17 protein-coding genes are annotated in these 18,733 nt (G+C 66.9%); 7 read left to right on the top strand and 10 right to left on the bottom strand.

The genetic code is table 11. The features are described from left to right. Window positions 1–49: 49 nt before the first annotated feature. Window positions 50–463: a PaaI family thioesterase gene (locus tag ACEQX1_RS05870; RefSeq protein WP_370193226.1), complete on the bottom strand. Its 414-nt coding sequence runs from the start codon at window positions 461–463 to the stop codon at window positions 50–52. 219 nt (window positions 464–682) lie between these two features. Between ACEQX1_RS05870 and ACEQX1_RS05865 the strand changes: the two genes are divergently transcribed. Beyond that, window positions 683–1,501 carry an enoyl-CoA hydratase gene (locus ACEQX1_RS05865; protein WP_370193218.1) on the top strand — a complete coding sequence of 273 codons (819 nt, stop codon included), beginning with the start codon at window positions 683–685 and terminating at the stop codon, window positions 1,499–1,501. 62 nt (window positions 1,502–1,563) lie between these two features. Next, window positions 1,564–2,058, top strand: coding sequence for a CoA-binding protein (locus ACEQX1_RS05860; protein WP_370196622.1), 495 nt, complete (start codon window positions 1,564–1,566; stop codon window positions 2,056–2,058). A 39-nt stretch (window positions 2,059–2,097) separates the two neighbouring features. Here the strand turns inward: ACEQX1_RS05860 and ACEQX1_RS05855 are convergent, their stop codons facing one another. After that, window positions 2,098–2,601: a GNAT family N-acetyltransferase gene (locus ACEQX1_RS05855; RefSeq protein WP_370193220.1), complete on the bottom strand. Its 504-nt coding sequence runs from the start codon at window positions 2,599–2,601 to the stop codon at window positions 2,098–2,100. Between the two features lie 57 nt (window positions 2,602–2,658). Continuing rightward, complete coding sequence (locus tag ACEQX1_RS05850; RefSeq protein ID WP_370196605.1) at window positions 2,659–3,765, bottom strand: Gfo/Idh/MocA family protein; 1,107 nt, start codon at window positions 3,763–3,765, stop codon at window positions 2,659–2,661. Window positions 3,766–3,962: 197 nt separating this feature from the next. Here ACEQX1_RS05850 and ACEQX1_RS05845 point away from each other — a divergent pair, with 197 nt between their 5' ends. Next, window positions 3,963–5,240: an O-acetylhomoserine aminocarboxypropyltransferase gene (locus tag ACEQX1_RS05845; protein ID WP_188076185.1), complete on the top strand. Its 1,278-nt coding sequence runs from the start codon at window positions 3,963–3,965 to the stop codon at window positions 5,238–5,240. A gap of 128 nt (window positions 5,241–5,368) precedes the next feature. Next, on the top strand, window positions 5,369–5,716 hold the full coding sequence (locus ACEQX1_RS05840; protein ID WP_370196604.1) for a cupin domain-containing protein: 348 nt from the start codon (window positions 5,369–5,371) through the stop codon (window positions 5,714–5,716). A 216-nt stretch (window positions 5,717–5,932) separates the two neighbouring features. Here the strand turns inward: ACEQX1_RS05840 and ACEQX1_RS05835 are convergent, their stop codons facing one another. Together ACEQX1_RS05835 and ACEQX1_RS05830 are read right to left on the bottom strand one after the other, a co-directional pair. Next, window positions 5,933–6,655 (bottom strand): hypothetical protein, encoded by a 723-nt coding sequence (locus ACEQX1_RS05835; protein ID WP_370196603.1) that lies wholly within the window; start codon window positions 6,653–6,655, stop codon window positions 5,933–5,935. A gap of 233 nt (window positions 6,656–6,888) precedes the next feature. Continuing rightward, a complete protein-coding gene (locus ACEQX1_RS05830; RefSeq protein ID WP_210310180.1) occupies window positions 6,889–7,896 on the bottom strand; it encodes a heme-binding protein in 1,008 nt (335 codons plus the stop codon). Between the two features lie 442 nt (window positions 7,897–8,338). Here ACEQX1_RS05830 and ACEQX1_RS05825 point away from each other — a divergent pair, with 442 nt between their 5' ends. Then, a complete protein-coding gene (locus tag ACEQX1_RS05825; protein ID WP_370193370.1) occupies window positions 8,339–8,815 on the top strand; it encodes an SRPBCC family protein in 477 nt (158 codons plus the stop codon). Window positions 8,816–8,963: 148 nt separating this feature from the next. Here the strand turns inward: ACEQX1_RS05825 and ACEQX1_RS05820 are convergent, their stop codons facing one another. Both ACEQX1_RS05820 and trxB read right to left on the bottom strand, forming a co-directional pair. Continuing rightward, complete coding sequence (locus ACEQX1_RS05820; RefSeq protein WP_024351295.1) at window positions 8,964–9,860, bottom strand: LysR family transcriptional regulator; 897 nt, start codon at window positions 9,858–9,860, stop codon at window positions 8,964–8,966. 57 nt (window positions 9,861–9,917) lie between these two features. After that, the gene (trxB, locus tag ACEQX1_RS05815; RefSeq protein ID WP_370193369.1) at window positions 9,918–10,889 is read right to left on the bottom strand and encodes a thioredoxin-disulfide reductase; all 972 of its coding nucleotides are present in this window, start codon (window positions 10,887–10,889) and stop codon (window positions 9,918–9,920) included. A 260-nt stretch (window positions 10,890–11,149) separates the two neighbouring features. Here trxB and ACEQX1_RS05810 point away from each other — a divergent pair, with 260 nt between their 5' ends. Together ACEQX1_RS05810 and ACEQX1_RS05805 are read left to right on the top strand one after the other, a co-directional pair. Next, window positions 11,150–12,535: a TrkH family potassium uptake protein gene (locus ACEQX1_RS05810; protein WP_230785040.1), complete on the top strand. Its 1,386-nt coding sequence runs from the start codon at window positions 11,150–11,152 to the stop codon at window positions 12,533–12,535. Window positions 12,536–12,554: 19 nt separating this feature from the next. Continuing rightward, entirely contained in the window at window positions 12,555–13,406 is an 852-nt protein-coding gene (locus ACEQX1_RS05805; RefSeq protein WP_370193368.1) for a glycosyltransferase family 25 protein, read from the top strand. Here the strand turns inward: ACEQX1_RS05805 and ACEQX1_RS05800 are convergent. The 3 genes from ACEQX1_RS05800 to carB form a co-directional block, all read right to left on the bottom strand. Further along, the gene (locus ACEQX1_RS05800; protein ID WP_370193367.1) at window positions 13,382–14,428 is read right to left on the bottom strand and encodes a glycosyltransferase family 4 protein; all 1,047 of its coding nucleotides are present in this window, start codon (window positions 14,426–14,428) and stop codon (window positions 13,382–13,384) included. The two genes, ACEQX1_RS05805 and ACEQX1_RS05800, sit on opposite strands and share 25 nt — an antisense overlap. A gap of 134 nt (window positions 14,429–14,562) precedes the next feature. Continuing rightward, window positions 14,563–15,036 (bottom strand): transcription elongation factor GreA, encoded by a 474-nt coding sequence (gene greA, locus ACEQX1_RS05795; RefSeq protein ID WP_024351290.1) that lies wholly within the window; start codon window positions 15,034–15,036, stop codon window positions 14,563–14,565. 185 nt (window positions 15,037–15,221) lie between these two features. After that, window positions 15,222–18,653 (bottom strand): carbamoyl-phosphate synthase large subunit, encoded by a 3,432-nt coding sequence (carB, locus tag ACEQX1_RS05790; protein ID WP_370196602.1) that lies wholly within the window; start codon window positions 18,651–18,653, stop codon window positions 15,222–15,224. Between the last annotated feature and the right edge of the window lie 80 nt (window positions 18,654–18,733).

Below are 18,733 nucleotides of genomic sequence, written 5' to 3'. Positions count from 1 at the left end.
AGGGGATCGCGGCATCAAGGTATCATGATACCGCAGTGCCCGGCACGTCTCATCGGGGCGGGATCGAATAGGTCGCCACCGCATGGGCGACCAGCGCCTCGTCCGCGGCATTGGTCAGGGAGATGTCGACGACCGCCAGCCGCTTGCCGAGCTTCAGGAGCCGGGCCTGGCCGAGGATGCCGCCGGGCTCGGGCTTGCGCAGGAAGTTGATCGACAGATTGGTGGTGACGGCGAGCGCCACCGGCCCGATATGGGCGAGGATCGCGACATAGGCGGCAAGATCGGCCAGCGCGAACAGGCTGGGCCCGGAAACGGTGCCGCCGGGCCGCAGATGCCGGTCCCCGGCGTCGAGCCGCATGGTGGCCGCGCCCGGACTGACATCGGTGATCGAATAGCCGCCCTCGCGTCCGCCGATCTGCGGAAAATCGCTGTCGAGAAAGGCTTCGAGTTCGGCTTTCGTCATGATCGGCTGCACGCGCGCGTTCCTCCCGCTCCTGTCCGGGCCGGGCAGATGCCGCCTCCCGACCTGCACCGTCCTAGCTTCGGGGCCCTGCAATGGCCAGCCGGACTGACGATATCGGCGGGGACCGTCCGCCGGAGCGCACCGACGATCTTGCGGAGGGCGGGGCGATTCTGTTGAAGGTGGCGGGAACGCCTTCCTTCAGTCGACCGGAACCGATCCATGGCAGACATCTTCGAAATCGCCGATGCGGGCCAGCATCCCGTCGAAATCCAGCGTGCGACGGGCCTGACCCGGATCGTCCTGTCCAGCCCGCCGGCGAACGCCCTGTCGATGGCGATGATGGACGCGATCCTCGCCGCGCTCGCCGATGCGGCGGCCGATACCGACAACCGCGTGGTGGTCATCGCGGGGGCCGGCAAGATCTTCTCGGCCGGCCACGACCTGAAGGAACTGACCGCCCATCGCGCCGATGCCGATCGCGGCCGCGCCTTCTTCGCGGCGACGATGCGCAAATGCTCCGAGGTGATGCAGGCGATCGTGCGCCATCCCGTGCCGGTGATCGCCGAGGTCAACGGTCTCGCCACGGCCGCCGGCTGCCAGCTCGTCGCCTCCTGCGATCTCGCCATCGCCTCCGAGGAAGCCCAGTTCTGCACGCCGGGCGTCAATATCGGGCTGTTCTGCTCGACGCCGATGGTGGCGCTGTCGCGCAATCTCAGCCGCAAGCACGCCATGGAGATGCTCTTGACGGGCGAGACCATCGATGCCCGCTCGGCCCGCGAGTTCGGCCTGGTCAACCGGGTCGTCCCGCCGGAATATCTCGGCACCATCGTCGGCAAATACGCCACGACCATCGCCTCCAAGTCGGCGATGACGGTGAAGACCGGCAAGGAAGCGTTCTACCGGCAGGCCGAGATGGGGCTGTCGGACGCCTATGAATATGCCGCCTCGGTGATGACCGAGAACATGCTGGCGAAGGACGCGGAGGAGGGCATCGGCGCCTTCCTGGAGAAGCGCAAGCCGGAATGGACCCACGAATGAGCCCGGCGGAGAGCGCCTCGGGCGCCGCTGCGCCGGCACCGCTGGTCTATGACGACGCCGCCATGCGCGGCCTGCTCGACCGGGTGAAGACCATCGCCCTCGTCGGCGCCAGCGCCAAGCCGGTGCGACCGTCCTATTTCGTCCTGAAATACCTCTTGGCCAAGGGCTACCGCGTCATCCCGGTCAATCCGGGCCTCGCCGGTCAGGACCTCCTCGGCCAGCGCTGCCATGCCGATCTCGCCAGCATTCCCGAGCCGGTCGACATGGTCGACATCTTTCGCTCGGCGGACGCCGTGCCGGGGATCGTCGAAGAGGCGCTGGCGCTGTCGCCGCGCCCCTCGGTCATCTGGATGCAGCTCGGCATCCGCAACGACGCCGCCGCGCGGACGGCCGAGGCCGAAGGCCTGACCGTCATCATGGATCGCTGCCCCAAGATCGAATATGCGCGCCTGTCGGGCGAGATCGGCTGGAACGGCGTCAATTCCCGCGTCCTGTCGTCGAAGAAGCCGGCCATGGGCAAGGGCTTCCAGAGCTACGGGCTGAACCGGACGAAATAGGCGAGGGCGCATCGCGTCGCGATCAGGGCGCCGGCCCGATCATCGAGCCGCAAAGCCCAGATGGTAGGCAACGCGGCCCGCCGGGATCTCGGGACCGAAGGCAAGGCGCATGAAATACGGCGCCGGCGCATCCGGGTAGCGAAGCTGCGGATCGGCCGCAAAGCCGAAGCGGCGATAATAGCCGGGATCGCCAAGCACCACGCAGCCCCCGGCGCCATGGTCCCGCAGGCGGTCGAGGCCGGCCCGCACGAGAGCGCCGCCGATCCTCTGCCTCTGGCGATCCGGCGAAACGGCCACCGGTCCTAGCCCGAACCAGCCGACATCGCGGCCGTCGATCGCCACCGGCGAGAAGGCGACATGGCCGACGATCTTCCCGTCCGCGACCGCGACGAGCGACAATGTCAGCGCGTCATCGGCGCGCAATGCATCGACGATGGCGCCCTCGGTGGCATCGCTGTGCGGCGCATCGGCAAAGGCTGCAGTGACGACCTGCCGGATCTCGGCGGCGTCGTCCGGGCGTTCCGGGCGGATGTCGTAGGTCATCCGGGGAGTATAGCGGCGGCGAAGTGGGGCACCACCCGGCGTGATGCCCCGATGCCCTTAGCCGGTGGGTGTCGCCGCGTTGATGAAGTCCGGCACGTCGGCGAGCGGGAAGTCGCGGACCTGGTCCTTGCCCATCCGGCGCTGGCGATTGCGCGGCTCCAGCGCCTGCGGCTGACCGGTCTCCAGCGCCCGCTCGATCGCCTCGATGACGATCATGTCGAGAACGCCTTCCTCGCCATTCGGTTCGGGCTCGCGGTCTTCCAGGATGCAGTCGGAGAAATAGGCCGTCTCGCCGGCGAACTGGTCGACCACCGGATGGGTTCGCTCCTCGGTCTTGCCGCCCCGCGTCAGCCGGAAGTCGATGGACACGCCCTCGCCGAAGCCGAAGGCCGGGTTGGCCTCGATGATCCCCTCGCTGCCGACCACATGCAGCCGGTCGACGCTGTCGCCGGAGTAGCTGACGGTGAAGCTGGCCGCGCGCCCCTCGGTGAAGGAGAGGATGACGCTGACCGTGTCGGCGCAGCCGAGCCCGCGCTCCGGCACCTTCGACGCGACGGCCGTCACCGAGATCGGCTCGGCCTCGAAGAAATTGCGCACGGCGTTGATCGGATAGGCGCCCATGTCGGGGATCGGCCCGGCCCAGAAGCCGTTCTGCGCCCGGTGGTTCGTAGCATCGACATTCTGCGCGAAGGTCGCGGTGAAGAAGCGCGGCGTGCCGATCTCGCCGGCGCGGATCGCCGCCAGGATCGCCTGGGTGCCGGGCTCGGAATGCAGGCGATAGGCCAGCATCAGCCGGGCGCCGGAGGCGCGGGCCGCGGCCTCGATCGCCTCGGCGTCGGCCAGGCTGCCGGCCATCGGCTTTTCCAGGAGCACGTGAATGCCGGCCTTGAGCGCCGGCTCGGCGAATTCCCGGTGGCGGAAGTTCGGCGTTGCCACATAGACCGCGTCGATGTCGCCGCTGGCCAGGAGCGCGTCGTATTCGTCATAGCCATAGGGCCTGATGTCGTAGCGCTCGCCGAGCGCGCGGGCCTTCTCGGGATCGCCGGTGACGATCGCCGTCATGACCGAGTTCGACGTCTGGCCGACGCCCGGCATGAAGGCGCCCTGGGAGATCCAGCCGCCGCCGACGACGGCGTAGCGGATCTGTCCGTTGGAATTCGGCATGCGTGCTGTCCCCTGGTGGTTCGTTCGATCCTCGCAGAATGGCTGGCATGCACGGCGGTTGCATCCCCGGTGCTGCGACATTTGGAAAAACCGTGCCGGCAACTCGCCGCCCCGGGCGCGGCATGCTAGAGCGTGCCGAGCACCGGAGGGCCCGGAAGGGCTGTCCGGAACGGCATCATGGAAGGGGAGAGAGACACATGAGCGGACCGAATTTCGAGACCCTGGCGATCCACGCCGGCGCGCAGCCGGACCCGGCGACAGGCGCCCGGGCGACGCCGATCTACCAGACCACGTCCTTTGTCTTCGAGGATGTCGACCACGCTGCCTCGCTGTTCGGGCTCCAGCAGTTCGGCAACATCTACACCCGCATCATGAACCCGACCCAGGCGGTGCTGGAAGAGCGCGTCGCCGCGCTCGAGGGCGGCACCGCGGCGCTGGCCGTGGCCTCGGGCCATGCCGCGCAGCTCATCATCTTCCAGGCGATGATGCAGCCGGGCGACGAGTTCGTCGCCTCGCGCAAGCTCTATGGCGGTTCGATCAACCAGTTCGGCCACGCCTTCAAGTCGTTCGGCTGGACCGTCAACTGGGCCGATCCGGACGATCTCGCCAGCTTCGAGGCGGCGGTTACTCCCAAGACCAAGGCGATCTTCATCGAGTCGATCGCCAATCCCGGCGGCATCGTCGTCGACATCGCCGGCATCTCGGCGATCGCCCAGAAGCACGGCATTCCGCTGATCGTCGACAACACCATGGCGACGCCGTATCTGTGCCGGCCGATCGAGCACGGTGCCGACATCGTCGTGCATTCGCTGACCAAGTTCATGGGCGGCCACGGCAATTCCATGGGCGGCGCCATCGTCGATGCCGGCACCTTCGACTGGTCGGCGAACGACCGCTACCCGATGCTGTCGCAGCCGCGGCCGGAATATAACGGCGTCGTGCTGCACGAGACCTTCGGCAATTTCGCCTTCGCCATCGCCTGCCGCGTTCTCGGCCTGCGCGATCTCGGACCGGCGATCTCGCCCTTCAACGCCTTCATGCTTCTGACCGGCATCGAGACGCTGCCGCTGCGCATGCAGCGCCACTGCGACAACGCCAAGGCCGTCGCGGCGCATCTGCAGGGCCACGAGAAGGTCAGCTGGGTGTCCTATTCGGGGCTGCCGGACCATCCGAACCACGCGATGATGCAGAAATATTCGCCCAAGGGCGCCGGCGCCGTCTTCACCTTCGGCCTGAAGGGCGGCTTCGAGGCCGGCGTCACCTTCGTGGAAGCGCTGGAACTGTTCTCGCATCTCGCCAATATCGGCGACACCCGCTCGCTGGTGATCCATCCGGCATCGACCACCCACAAGCAGCTCGCCGACGAGCAGCGGATTGCCGCGGGCGCCGGGCCGGACGTGGTGCGCCTGTCGATCGGCATCGAGAATGTCGACGACATCATCGCCGATCTCGACCAGGCGCTCGCCAAGGTCTGATCGCCGCCACTTGAACCATCCGGAAAGGGCCGGTCGCTTCGTGCGGCTGGCCCTTTTCTCTGCGATGGCGGGAACGCCTCGCGCGCGCCGCGCTTTCTGGCCGTCGCTGATCGACGAAGGAGACCGACATGACCGAACATTTCGTCCGGTTCGACAAGGCGCTGGTGCCCGTCGAGACCGGCGCGCCCGACAAGGAGAAGATCCGCAGCGGCCGCCCGAGCAACAAGACCTGGAACATGGAGGAGACCGGCGACGGTCTCTACGCCGGCATCTGGGAATCCTCCGCCGGCGAATGGGACATCGACTATGACGAGTGGGAGTTCTTCCACATCCTGGAAGGCGTCTCCGTCCTGACCGAGGACGGGTGCGAGCCGGTCAAGCTCGTCGCCGGCGACAGCTTCGTCATCCGCCCCGGCTTCAAGGGGCGCTGGAAGGTCGTGGAGCCCACCAAGAAGCATTACGTCATCAAGGTCTGAGCGGTTTGCGGCAGACCGATTAGCCGGCGGGGCAGGGCGCGCGCCGTCGCCTGGCGTTGAATCGATTTGCGAAGACAGTTGGCCAGCCCCTTGGCCGGACTCGCGAATGTCCGTGGATCGCGGACGCCCCGCACGGCATCTGCCGCAAACGCAAACTGGCCGGACGATGCGCCCGGCCAGTTTGCGTGTCGATGGTATGCGTGCGGCCGGCCTGCCTCAGCAGGAGTTGCGCAGATGCACCTGCTGCCAGCCGGAGCGGCCTTCCCGCACCTTCACCCGGCGGTGGCGGGTATCGTATTCGGCCGGAATGGTGCGGGCGACCGAACGCGCCGGTTCCAGCACCACCGTCTCGCGGACCGTCTCGTAGCGCGCCGGGATGACATGCTCGCGGGTGCGGGCCGGCTCGACCTCCACCCGGACGTGCTGGACGCTGTATTCGGCCGGGATCGTCTCGGTCCAGCTGTCGCCGGGATCGACGACGACCTTGCGATACCGGGTGGCATAGCGCGCCGGCACGGCGACGCGGCAATAGACCCGGTGGCCGTTGATCACCCGCCATTCCCAGCGCTCGGTCGCCGGATGCACCATCACCGTTTCGGCGACCTTGCGATAGACGGGCGGGGAAGAACGGTGGACGGTCCGTGCCGGGTGGATGAGCACCTTGCGGGCGACGGTCTCGTAGCGGGCGGGCACGACGCTGCGCACGACGCGCTCCGGCTCGACGAGGACGTGACGCTTTTCGGTGCCATAGACCGGCGGCACCGTCTCGTAGACAGTCTCGGCGGGCCGCACCATCACGGTTTCCGCGACCGATGCGTATTCCGCCGGCTCATGCACCGGCTGGTAGCAGGAGATGGCCCGGCTTCCGCCCGCCATGGATGGCGAGACGGCGAACAGCAGGCTGCTCCCCGCGGTCAGCAAAGCAACAAGTCGCTTCATACTCATACACTCCAGCGATTGTTCAGATGAGAACAGTCAAGAGGAGTGCAGAGGAAATTGCAACATGTTCAGTGGCGGCCTGAGCGGAAAGCCGATCTCTAGTTAATGTGTCGAATTGTAAGGATCTTCTGCCGGACAACAGAAAGCCCGCGCGCGGCGGGCTTTCCGGTCTTGCTCGGGATCGGCGCGGCGACCGGGTTTCCGTAGGGTTCCGGTCGCCGCTACGATGACTGTCAGCGCATGATCTCGATGAGGATCTCGTTGCGCTTCATGAAGCCCGGCGTCCAGGGCGGGTTGTAGAAGGCGTATTCCGGATCGCCCTTCTGGGTCAGGTTGTTGTCCGCCAGATAATTGTAGAGCTTCATCAGCTGCTTGCTGGCCAGCGTGGCGTTGAAATTGCCGGAGAAGGAGATCGACACCATGCGGCGTGCCGGCACTTCCTTCAGCGTGACGCCGGTGTTGGTCGGCTCCGGCAGGCTGGCGCGGGTGTACTTCTTCGGCATGATGAAGCGGACGGCCCAGCCCTTGGTGTGGCCGTCGCCCTCGGCGAGCTGCTGCAGCACCGGGCTGGTCATGGCGATCTTCTTGCCCGACCGGCTCTTCGCGGCGATGTAGTCGTACAGCGTCTCGAAGCCGCTGCGGCGCGCCTTCTCGTGGTAGCCGCTCTTGACCGTCTCGGCGACGACCATGCCGTCATAGTCGCGAATCTGGATCTCGCCATCGTCACGCACGACGTCGTAATCGGGCTCCTCGGTGTGCTCCTGCACCTTCTTGGTGACGAAATACGCTGCACCGACGACGGCGATCGCGCCGCCGACGACGAGGAGGCCGGTCAGTTCCGGCCGGGCGCGCAGGCTGTCGAGAACCCGCTCCGGCTCGCTGCGGCGGATGGAGCGCGGCAGGCGGACGCTGGAGAGATAGTTGCGCGCGTCGTCGAAATAGCCGCGGGCATCATGGGCGCCGTGCTCGGCGCTGTCGCGCAGCGAGCGCGCATGGCGACGGGCTTCGTCGGTGCTCGGCAGGCTCCAGCCCGTGGCGAAATCCGGCAGGTAGCGGGCAAGGCCCGTCGGCTCGGAATGGAACGGGTTGGCACGATCGAACGAACGGCGAAGACGCTCGGTGCGCGTCGGGCGCGGGCGGACCGTCTCGACCGCACGCTCCTCGATCTCCGCGAGACGCTCGCCGATGTCGCTGAGTGCGTCGGACAGGCGATCGTAGGCGGTAGGCTTGTCGCGAAACATGAATGTGACTCCTGAGGTCGAAATTTGACTGCGCCGTCTTGCCACTGGGCGGGCGACTGCCCGCCTGCGGTCGTAAGATCGCGCCCCGCTCCCCTAACGCCACCGTGCTGCATTGGTTGCGGGTGCGAACAGTTCCGCCCTCGCTTTGGCCGGAAACCGCATGATTCACGGAATCGACGGCCCGGATGCAACCATCCGGTATCGGCCACGTTTGAACGACATCAGGTTTTCATGGCCTGATACTCCAGCCAAATTTCGGGCGGCCTCAGTGCCGCCCATTTTTTTGCCTGCTCGCCGGATCGTGCCGGCGAGGGGCGGCCTGCACCTCATCCGCCGCGGCGATCACCTGTCGCGCCCTTCCAGTTCCGGTGGTTCGAACTAGCTTGGATCACGGGCACTGCAATGACGCGCGGCCGTGCCGTGCGTGCGGAGGAGACGACATATGCGCAAACTGACCTTGGGAGTGGCCGCGGCGACGATGATGCTGGCGGCGCCGGCCTACGCGCTCGATATCGGCCGGACGGTCGAGGTCGATGCCAAGCCGGCCGCGGTCTGGGCTGCGATCGGTGATTTCTGCGGGATCGGTGCGTGGCATCCGGCGGTGGCCAAATGCGAGGAGGCAGAGGCCGACGGCAAGACCCGCCGCACGCTGACGCTCGGCGACGGCGCCATGATCGTCGAGGAACTCGTGGCCTGGGACGACGATGCCATGAGCTACACCTACACCGCCGTGGAGGGACCGCTGCCGGTCGACAATTACGAATCGACCATCACGGTGACGGAAGCGGGCGAGGGCTCGCAGATCAGCTGGACCGGCAGCTTCGATGCCAAGGGCGCGACCGATGCCGAGGCCGAAGAGGTCATGCTCGGCATCTACGACGCCGGGCTGAAGGGCATCACCGAAAAGGCAGGAATGTAACGACTGGCGGGGATCGCCCCGGTCGGTTCCCTTCGCGGCGGTGATCGCCGTGCGGCACGGGGCGTTCGCTCGCACCGTGCCGACTTCCGATATCAGGCAACGGACGACGCGCCTCTCTACCAGGGGAGAAGGCACCGCGGCCCGTCCCTCAGAAGGCCCAGGTACGCGCCTTTGAGATCAGGAAGTCGCGAAACACCTTGAGCTTGGCGGCGTTCCGCATCTGCTCGGGATAGCAGAGATAGGTGTCGAAGGTCGGCATCTCCATCTCCGGCAGCACCTGTACCAGCTTCACCCGCTTGTCGATCATGTAGTCGGGCAGAAGCGCCAGGCCGATGCCGCTTTCGATCGCCGAGCGGATCGCCATCAGATTGTTGATTTGCAGGATTGGGCTGCGGCTCTTGCCGTCGGGCAGGCCCACCGTCTCCAGCGTGTTCAGGTTGCGCAGATAGTTCGGAGCCGGTTCGCCGAAGGTGATGATCCGGTGGTTGTCGAGATCCTCGACCGTCTCGGGCGTGCCGAAGCGGTTCAGATAGGCCGGCGACGCATAGACATGGAGATGCACCGTGAAGAGGCGGCGCTGGATCAGGTCCGGCTGCTGCGGCTGGCGCAGGCGGATCGCCGCGTCGGCCTTGCGCATGGTGAGGTCGATTTCCTCGTTGTCGAAGACCAGCTGCAGCTCGAGATCGGGATAGAGCTCGAGAAACTCCTTGGCGCGCTCGGTGAGCCAGCCGGAGCCGAGACCCACCGTGGTCGTCACCCGCAGCTTGCCGGTCGGCTTCTCGCGCGTCTCGGTGAGCTGCATGCGCACCTGCTCGAGCCGCTTCAGGACGTCGCTGGCGGTGTGGAACAGCAGTTCGCCCTGTTCCGACAGGACCAGGCCGCGGGCATGGCGGTGGAAGAGGGGCGTCCCGACTTCCTGCTCCAGCGCCGCGACCTGCCGGCTGATCGCCGACTGGCTGAGATTCAGGACGTCCGCCGCATGGGTGAACGATCCCGCTTCGGCGGCGGCGTGAAAGATCCGCAGTTTATCCCAGTCGAGAGCCATAGGTCGTTATCCCCGGACGGCCTGAGGCCCGGCAGGCACGATGCCTGCCCGCATCAGCTACTCGGCAGCCTGCCGCTTGTCTTCCACGGCCTGAACGGCCAGCCATTTCTCTGCTTCGAGCGCCGCCATGCAGCCCATGCCCGCAGCCGTCACCGCCTGACGGTACACGTCGTCGGCGACGTCGCCCGCCGCAAAGACGCCCGGAACCGAGGTCTGCGTCGTGCCCGGCTCGACCCACAGATAGCCGGACGGCTTCTGCTTGAGCTTGCCGGTGAACAGTTCGACCGCCGGCGCGTGGCCGATGGCGACGAAGACGCCATGGGTCGCCCGCTCGCTGGTCTCGCCGGTGACGCGATCGCGCAGCCGCACGCCGGTGACCGACTTCATCGGCTTGGTCTCGCCAAGGATCTCGTCGATCTCGCTGTTCCAGACGATTTCGATGTTGTCGGCCTTGAAGACGCGCTCCTGCAGGATCCGCTCGGCGCGGAACTCGTCGCGGCGATGCACCAGCGTCACCGACTTGGCGATGTGCGACAGATACAGCGCTTCCTCGATGGCGGTGTTGCCGCCGCCGACCACGACCACGTCCTTGCCGCGATAGAAGAAGCCGTCGCAGGTGGCGCAGGCCGAGACGCCGAAGCCCTGGAACAGGTCCTCGCTGGGCAGGCCGAGCCATTTGGCCTGGGCGCCCGTCGCGATGATCAGCGCGTCGCAGGTGTAGACGGTGCCGGAATCGCCGGTCAGGCGGAACGGCCGCTGGTCGAGATCGGCCGACACGATCAGGTCGCTGGCCATCTCGGCACCGACATTGAGCGCCTGCGCCTTCATCTGCTCCATCATCCAGGGGCCCTGGACGGGATCGGCATAGCCCGGATAGTTCTCGACATCCGTCGTGATCGTCAGCTGGCCGCCTTCCTGGAGGCCGGCGACGAGCAGCGGTTTCATCATCGCGCGCGCAGCGTAGATGGCGGCGGTGTAGCCTGCCGGGCCGGAGCCGACGATCAGGATTTCCGCATGGCGTTCGGTCATATGGGCCTCGCTGGATTGGCGTCCGGCAGATGGCGACGGCCGCCCGCCCGTTCAATAGACGAGGGGATGCGGGGCTGCAACATGATCGCCTGCCGTAGCGTCGGTCATCCCCCGCTCGATTGCCGAGCGCGCGCCGAGGGGGTAAGAGACCGCTTTACGCGAGGCCTTCGCCTCCCGAAGATGCCACGTCCCGGAGCCCTTCCATTTTCAGGACCATCGCGTACGTCACCTCGAATTTCGGGCTGGGACTCGCGGCCGCGATGCTCATTCCCGCGCTTGTCGACCTGGCCGACGAGAACGAGGACTGGCGCGTCTTCGTCGGCTGCAGCCTGCTGGTCGGGATGATCTGCATCCTCCTGGCCACGGCCACCCGCGGCGATCGGCCGAAATTCACCCAGCGGCTGGGCTTCCAGCTCGTCACCAGCGTCTGGCTCTTCGCCACGCTGATCGGCGCGCTGCCGATCTACATCGCCTCCGTCAACGTGACTTTCGCCGGGGCGATCTTCGAATCCATGTCCGGGCTGACGACGACCGGCTCGACGGTGATCTCCGGCCTCGACGCCCTGCCGCGTGGCCTCCTGTTGTGGCGCTCGCTGCTGCAATGGCTGGGCGGCATCGGCATCATCGGCATGGTGCTCCTGGTCCTGCCGTCGCTGCGGGCCGGCGGCCTGGCGCTGTTCCACATGGAAAGCTCCGACAAGTCGGACAAGGTGCTGCCGCGGGTGAACCAGCTGACCGGCGGCCTGATCGCGGCCTATACGGTGCTGACCATCCTGTGCACCGCCGCCTATACCTCGCTCGGCATGAGCTTCTTCGATGCGGTCAACCACGCCATGACCACCATGGCGACGGGCGGCTATTCCACCCACGACGCGTCGATGGGCTATTTCGAGAGCAACAGCATCCTCGTCGCCGCGACGCTCTTCATGATCCTCGCCGCGCTGCCCTTCGTCATCTACATCCGCGCCTTCCTACCGCGGCGCTTCCAGCTCTGGCGCGACCCGCAGATCGCCGTCTTCCTGATGATCTGTCTCGTCCTGAGCTTCGCCATCGCGGTGACCCGGCGGGTGGTCAACGACACGCCCTTCGGCGAGGCGCTGATCTCGTCGGCCTTCAACCTCGTCTCGGTAATCACCACCACGGGCTTTGCCTCGGAGGATTATACACTCTGGTCGAACGCCGCGATCGGCCTGTTCTTCCTCGCCACCTTCCTCGGCGGCTGCGCCGGCTCGACCTCGGGCGGCATCAAGGCCAACCGCCTCGTCATCCTCTATCGCCTCGTGCGCTCCAGCTTCCGCCGGCTGGTGCGCCCACACGCCATCATCCGGCTGAAATACGGCAATGACGACATCTCGTCCGAGACGATCCAGACGGTGACGATCTTCTTCTTCCTGTTCTTCGGAACGCTGCTGCTGGGCACCGTCCTTTTGACCATGTTCGGGCTCGACCTGATCACCGCCTTTTCCGGTACGCTGACGGCCATCGCCAATGTCGGTCCGGGCTTCGGCCAGATCATCGGCCCGGCCGGCAATTTCGCTACCTTGCCGGACCCGGCTTTGTGGACCCTGTCGGTCGTGATGCTGCTCGGCCGCCTCGAACTGGTAACGGTGCTGATCCTGCTCTTCCCGTCGGTCTGGACGGACTGAGACAATTACGGTGCGCGCCATGGCCGACATCTGGTTCATCAATCTCGCCGACGCCCGCGAACGCCGGGCGCTCATCGAGGTGCAGGCCGAAGCGATCGGGCTGGACGTGCATCGCCAGGAGGCCTGCACGGTCGCCGATATCGACGACGCCACCCATCGGCGTCTCTCCACAAGCTGGGAGCGGCCGATGACCCGGCCGGAACTGGCGGCCTTCCTGTCGCATCGCAGCCTGTGGGAGCGGGCCGCTGACAGCGAGGACGGCCTGATCGTCCTGGAGGACGACACGGTCTTCGGCACGCATTTTCCGCAGGCCGCCGCAAACGCTGCAGCCAGCGGTTTCGACCTCGTCAATTTCGAGACGGTCGGTCGCCGCAAGTTCTTTCGCAAGGGCGGCGGCACGTCCGTCGGCGGGGTCCGTTTCACCGAACTGGTGCGCGAGAAATCGGGTGCAGGCGCCTATTTCGTCTCGCAGAACGGCGCCCGCGCGCTGCTGGCGAAGGCCGAGACACAGGCCGCCCCGGTGGACGCCTTCATGTTCGGCGTGTGCCGTCTGCGGACGGCGCAGGTCGAGCCGGCGGCGACCATGCAGGTTCATCTCCTGGAAGAGCGCGGCTTCGATGTCGGCCTGTCGACCCAGACGTCGATCCATCAGCCCCGCCAGCGCCTGCCGCTGAGCTGGGCCAATCTGCCCTATACCGGCCGGCGGATCGGCACGCAGCTGCGGCTGGCGCTGGTGCAGGCGCGCCGTCTCGCCGATGTCGAGTTTCGCCCGGCAGGTTTCGACGCGGCGGCGTTCACGGCCGTCCTGCCGGTATCGCGCGACGCAATGGCCGCGCGATTGCGCCGCTACGACGACCAGAGCGTCTCGTAGACCTTGCGGATTTCCGCCGCTTCCCGCGCCAGTGGAAACGCTTCCCTGGCCCGCAGAAGACCCGCCTCCGCCGCGCTTTGGCGAAGCGCTTCGTCGTCCAGATAGGGGGCGATGGCATCCGCCAGTGCGCCGGCGTCGTCCACCGGCACCACGCGGCCGGTCACGCCCTCCACGATCTGCTCGGCAAAGGCGCCGGCATCGCTGGCGACCACCGGCGTGCCGCTCGCCATCGCTTCCAGCGGCGTCAGGCCGAACCCCTCGTTGCGCGGCGGCGCCACATAGAGGTCGAACCGCCGGAACCACGCGGTGACGTCCGCAACTTCCCCGAGAAGGAGGATGCGGTCGGCAAGCCCGGCATCGGCGATGCGCTGGCGGAGGCTCGCTTCGTAGGCGGCGTGTTCGGCGGTCGTGCGACCGGTGATGACGGCTGTCCAGTCCGGCCGCGCGGGCAAGAGCGCGATCATCGCCTCGACGAAGAGATCGGTGCCCTTCTGGTGCCGGATGCGGCCGGAGCATCCGACGATCCCGCGGCCTTCGAGCACCTGCCCCTGCGGGCCCTCGGGGAGCGGACCGTGCGGGGTGAATCGGTCGAGATCGATGCCGTGCATGACGATTCGCGACGGCACCTGCAGGAAGGCGGCGCTGCGGGCGCTGGTGGCGATCACCGCGTCCATCCGGCGGATGAGGAAGCGGGTCAGGCCCTTGTGATGGCGCTGGGCGGCCGAGGTGAAGACGAGCTTCAGCGGCATGCGGAGAATGTCGCGCAGGACGATGCCGGCGATCATCTCGATATTGCGGCGGGCATGCCAGATGCGGCGGCGGCGATGGCGCGGCCGGGTCCAGAGCTTCGGTAGCGCCGACCAGGGCAGGCGGGGAACGCCGTCAGGCAGGACGTCCGGACCCATGGTGGCGATGCCGAGGGTGCGGGCCTGCAGCGGCAGGAGCTGGACGATGGTGGAGGTGACGCCCGACAGCCGGCGCTTGAAGTTCGGGGCGATGACCTCGACGTCCCGGATGTCCATGGCGGCCATTCTTCTGCGATTGCCGGGCAGGGGCGGCGGGCGCGCAACGCGTCCGCCTGCCGGTCTTGGAAGGGCCCGTCCGTGTCAGCCTGCGCCGGGGCGCGGCGCCGACAGGCGGGCGGAGACAGAAGCGATCAGGCCCAGCGGACCTCGATGATCTCGTAGGAGCGGGCACCGCCGGGGGCGGCCACCTCGATCGTATCGCCGTCGGTCTTGCCGATCAGCGCACGGGCGATGGGCGAGGAGATCGAGATGCGGCCCTTCTTCACGTCGGCTTCCTGATCGCCAACGATCTGGTAGGTCTTCTCTTCCTCGGTGTCCTCGTCGATCAGCTTCACCGTGGCGCCGAACTTGATCGTCGCGCCGGACATCTTGGTCACGTCGATGACCTCGGCGCGGGCCGTCAGGTCTTCCAGTTCGGAGATCCGGCCCTCGTTCAGGCTCTGGGATTCCTTGGCGGCATGGTACTCGGCGTTCTCCGACAGGTCGCCATGGGCGCGCGCCTCGGAAATCGCCGCGATGATCCGCGGACGCTCCTCCTGCTGGCGACGACGGAGCTCCTCGCGCAGAGCGTCGTAACCGTGGTTCGTCATCGGGACCTTTTCCATGGCCTCCACCTTTCCGATGCGCGGCCCTGCCGCGGCATCTGCATTATTCTTTGATTGCCGGACGGCGAACGCGCCAGGCCGGAGCACAATAACAAACCGGTCCCATACGACCGGGGTCGCTGGAACCAGCTTGGTTATCCGGATTGAAGTACGCCCGGGCGCCAGGGCGTCGGGCGCCGTTTCAATCAGGCAGCATTAAAGTACGATTGCAACGGCCGAACTTCAAGATTGCCCTTCCGCAGGGCCGCGATGGCCTCCGCGGCCGCCACCATGCCGGCGAGCGTGGTGTAGTAGGGCACCTTGTGGATCAGCGCGGCGCGGCGCAGCGAGCGCGAATCCGACAGCGCCTTGGCGCCCTCCGTCGTGTTGAGGACGAGCTGCACCTGCCGGTTGCGGATGGCGTCCTCGATATGCGGACGGCCTTCCAGCACCTTGTTGATCTTCTCGGCCGCGATGCCGCGATCGGCGAGGAAACGATGGGTGCCGCCGGTCGCGATGATCTTGAAGCCCATCTCGTAGAGTCGGCGGACCGGCGCGAGGCTGCGCTCCTTGTCGGCTTCCTTCACCGAGATGAACACCGTGCCCTCCTGGGGCAGGTCGACGCCGGCGCCGAGCTGCGACTTGGCGAAGGCCACGGCGTAATCGTAGTCGAGACCCATGACCTCGCCGGTCGACCGCATCTCGGGCCCGAGCAGCGTGTCGACGCCCGGGAAGCGCGCGAAGGGGAAGACCGCTTCCTTGACCGCGATGTGCTTCAAGGCGCGCGGGTCCGGTGCGCCGCCATAGGCCGCAAAGGCCGCGTCCAGGGTCTCGCCGGCCATGATCCGGGCGGCGACCTTGGCGATCGGCGCGCCGATGGTCTTGGCGACGAAGGGCACCGTGCGCGAGGCGCGCGGGTTCACTTCGAGGACGTAGACCACGTCGTCCTTGATGGCGAACTGAACGTTCATCAGGCCGCCGACCTTGAGCGCCAGGGCCATTTCGCGGGTCTGACGGACCAGTTCGTCGGTCATCGCCGTCGACAGCGAATGGACCGGCAGCGAACAGGCCGAGTCGCCCGAATGGATGCCGGCCTCCTCGATATGCTCCATGATGCCGGCGACATAGGTCGAGGTGCCGTCGCTGAGGCAGTCGACATCCACTTCGATGGCGTCCGACAGATAGGAGTCGATCAGCACCGGCGACTTGCCGGACACGACCACGGCCGTGTGCATGTAGCGCTCGAACTGCGCCTCGTTGCGCACGATCTCCATGGCCCGGCCACCCAGCACGTAGGACGGACGCACCACGACCGGATAGCCGATACGGGCGACGATCTCGCGGGCCTCGTCCACCGAGCGCGCGATGCCGTTGCGCGGCTGGCGCAGGCCGAGCTCGTTCAGGAGCCGCTGAAAGCGGTCGCGGTCCTCGGCGAGATCGATGGCGTCGGGCGAGGTGCCGAGGATCGGGATCCCGGCCTTCTCCAACGCTTCGGCGAGCTTCAGCGGGGTCTGGCCGCCGAACTGCACGATCACGCCATGCAGCGTGCCGGCGGTCTGCTCGGCCTTGAGGACCTCGAGCACGTCCTCGGCGGTCAGCGGCTCGAAATACAGCCGGTCCGACGTGTCGTAGTCGGTCGACACGGTCTCCGGGTTGCAGTTGATCATGATGGCTTCGTAGCCGGCGTCCTGCAGCGCGAAGGCCGCGTGGCAGCAGCAATAGTCGAACTCGATGCCCTGGCCGATCCGGTTCGGACCACCGCCGAGGATGACGACCTTCTTGGCGTCGGTGACCGCGGCCTCCGAGCGCATCTCACCGGCAAAGGCCCGCTCATAGGTCGAGTACATGTAGGGCGTCGGCGAGGCGAACTCGGCCGCGCAGGTGTCGATCCGCTTGTAGACCGGGTGCACGTCGAGCCTGTCGCGCAGGGCCGAGACATCGGCCGTCTCGCCGCCGATCAGCTTGGCCAGCCGCGCGTCGGAGAAGCCGACCGACTTCAGGAAGCGCAGATTGTCGGCGTCGTCCGGCAGGCCGTGGGTGCGGATCTTCTCTTCCAGGTCGATGATCGCCTTGATGCGGGCAATGAACCAGGGGTCGATCTTACAGGACTGGTGAACCTGCTCCGGCGAGGTGCCCATGCGCAGCGCCTGGGCGACCATCAGCAGCCGGTCCGGCGTCGGCGTGCCGAGCGCGGCGCGGATGGCGTTCTTGTCGTCGCCTTCGCCGATGCCCGGAATCTCGATCTCGTCGAGGCCGTCCAACCCCGTCTCGAGGCCGCGCAGCGCCTTCTGAAGCGATTCCTCGAAGGTCCGGCCGATCGCCATGACCTCGCCGACGGACTTCATCGCCGTGGTCAGGATCGGCTCCGAGCCCGGGAACTTCTCGAAGGCGAAGCGCGGGATCTTGGTGACGACATAGTCGATCGACGGCTCGAAGGAGGCCGGCGTCGCGCCGTCGGTGATGTCGTTCTCCAGTTCGTCGAGCGTGTAGCCGACGGCGAGCTTGGCCGCGACCTTGGCGATCGGAAAGCCGGTCGCCTTGGAGGCGAGGGCAGAGGAGCGCGACACGCGCGGGTTCATCTCGATGACGACAAGGCGGCCGGTCTGCGGATCGACGGCGAACTGCACGTTCGAGCCGCCGGTCTCGACCCCGATCTCGCGCAGCACCGCGATCGAGGCATTGCGCATGATCTGGTATTCCTTGTCGGTCAGCGTCAGCGCCGGCGCGACGGTGATCGAATCGCCCGTATGGACGCCCATCGGGTCGATGTTCTCGATGGAGCAGACGATGATGCAGTTGTCCGCCTTGTCGCGGACGACCTCCATCTCGTACTCCTTCCAGCCGAGGACGCTTTCCTCGATCAGCACCTCGGTCGTCGGGGAGGCGTCGAGGCCGCCCTCGACGATCTCGAAGAATTCCGAACGGTTGTAGGCGATGCCGCCACCGGTACCGCCGAGGGTGAAGGACGGCCGGATGATCGCCGGCAGGCCGACTTCCTCGAGCGCCTCGGCCGCCGCGGCCAGCGCCCGCGTCATGTAGCGCTGCTTGCGGTCGGGCTCGCCGATCAGCCACTCGTGCTCCAGCGTGGCGAGCGCGGCGTCCTGCTCGGCCTCGTCGGTGATGGTCGCGATGATCTCGGCGCGGCGGGTGTCGTGGACCTTGCGGTCGGCCGACTTGGCGTCGGTGGCATTGGCCAGCAGCGAGCGCGGGGTCTCCAGGCCGATCTTGGCCATGGCCTCGCGGAACAGGGCGCGGTCCTCGGCCTTGTCGATGGCGTCGGCATCGGCGCCGATCATCTCGACCCCGTATTTCTCCAGGACGCCCATGCGGCGCAGCGACAGGGCCGTGTTGAGCGCGGTCTGGCCGCCCATCGTGGGCAGCAGCGCGTCCGGCCTCTCCTTGGCGATGATCTTGGCGACCACTTCCGGGGTGATCGGCTCGATATAGGTCGCGTGGGCCAGATCCGGGTCGGTCATGATCGTCGCCGGATTGGAGTTGACCAGGATGATCCGGTAGCCCTCCGCCTTCAGCGCCTTGCAGGCCTGCGTGCCGGAATAGTCGAACTCGCAGGCCTGCCCGATGATGATCGGGCCGGCGCCGATGATGAGAATGGACTTGATATCGGTACGCTTTGGCATGGCGAGGCTTCGTCCGGTTATGTTGCGCGCCAAAAGCCCGGCTGCACGATGTGACGGCCGGTCGCTTCAGGTTCTGTCGA

Origin of the sequence: Aurantimonas sp. (assembly GCF_964217435.1) — a bacterium.
Classification (GTDB): Bacteria; Pseudomonadota; Alphaproteobacteria; order Rhizobiales; family Rhizobiaceae; genus Aurantimonas; species Aurantimonas coralicida.
Note: the sequence above shows the minus strand (reverse complement) of the source record. Positions and strands in the feature narration are given on the sequence as shown.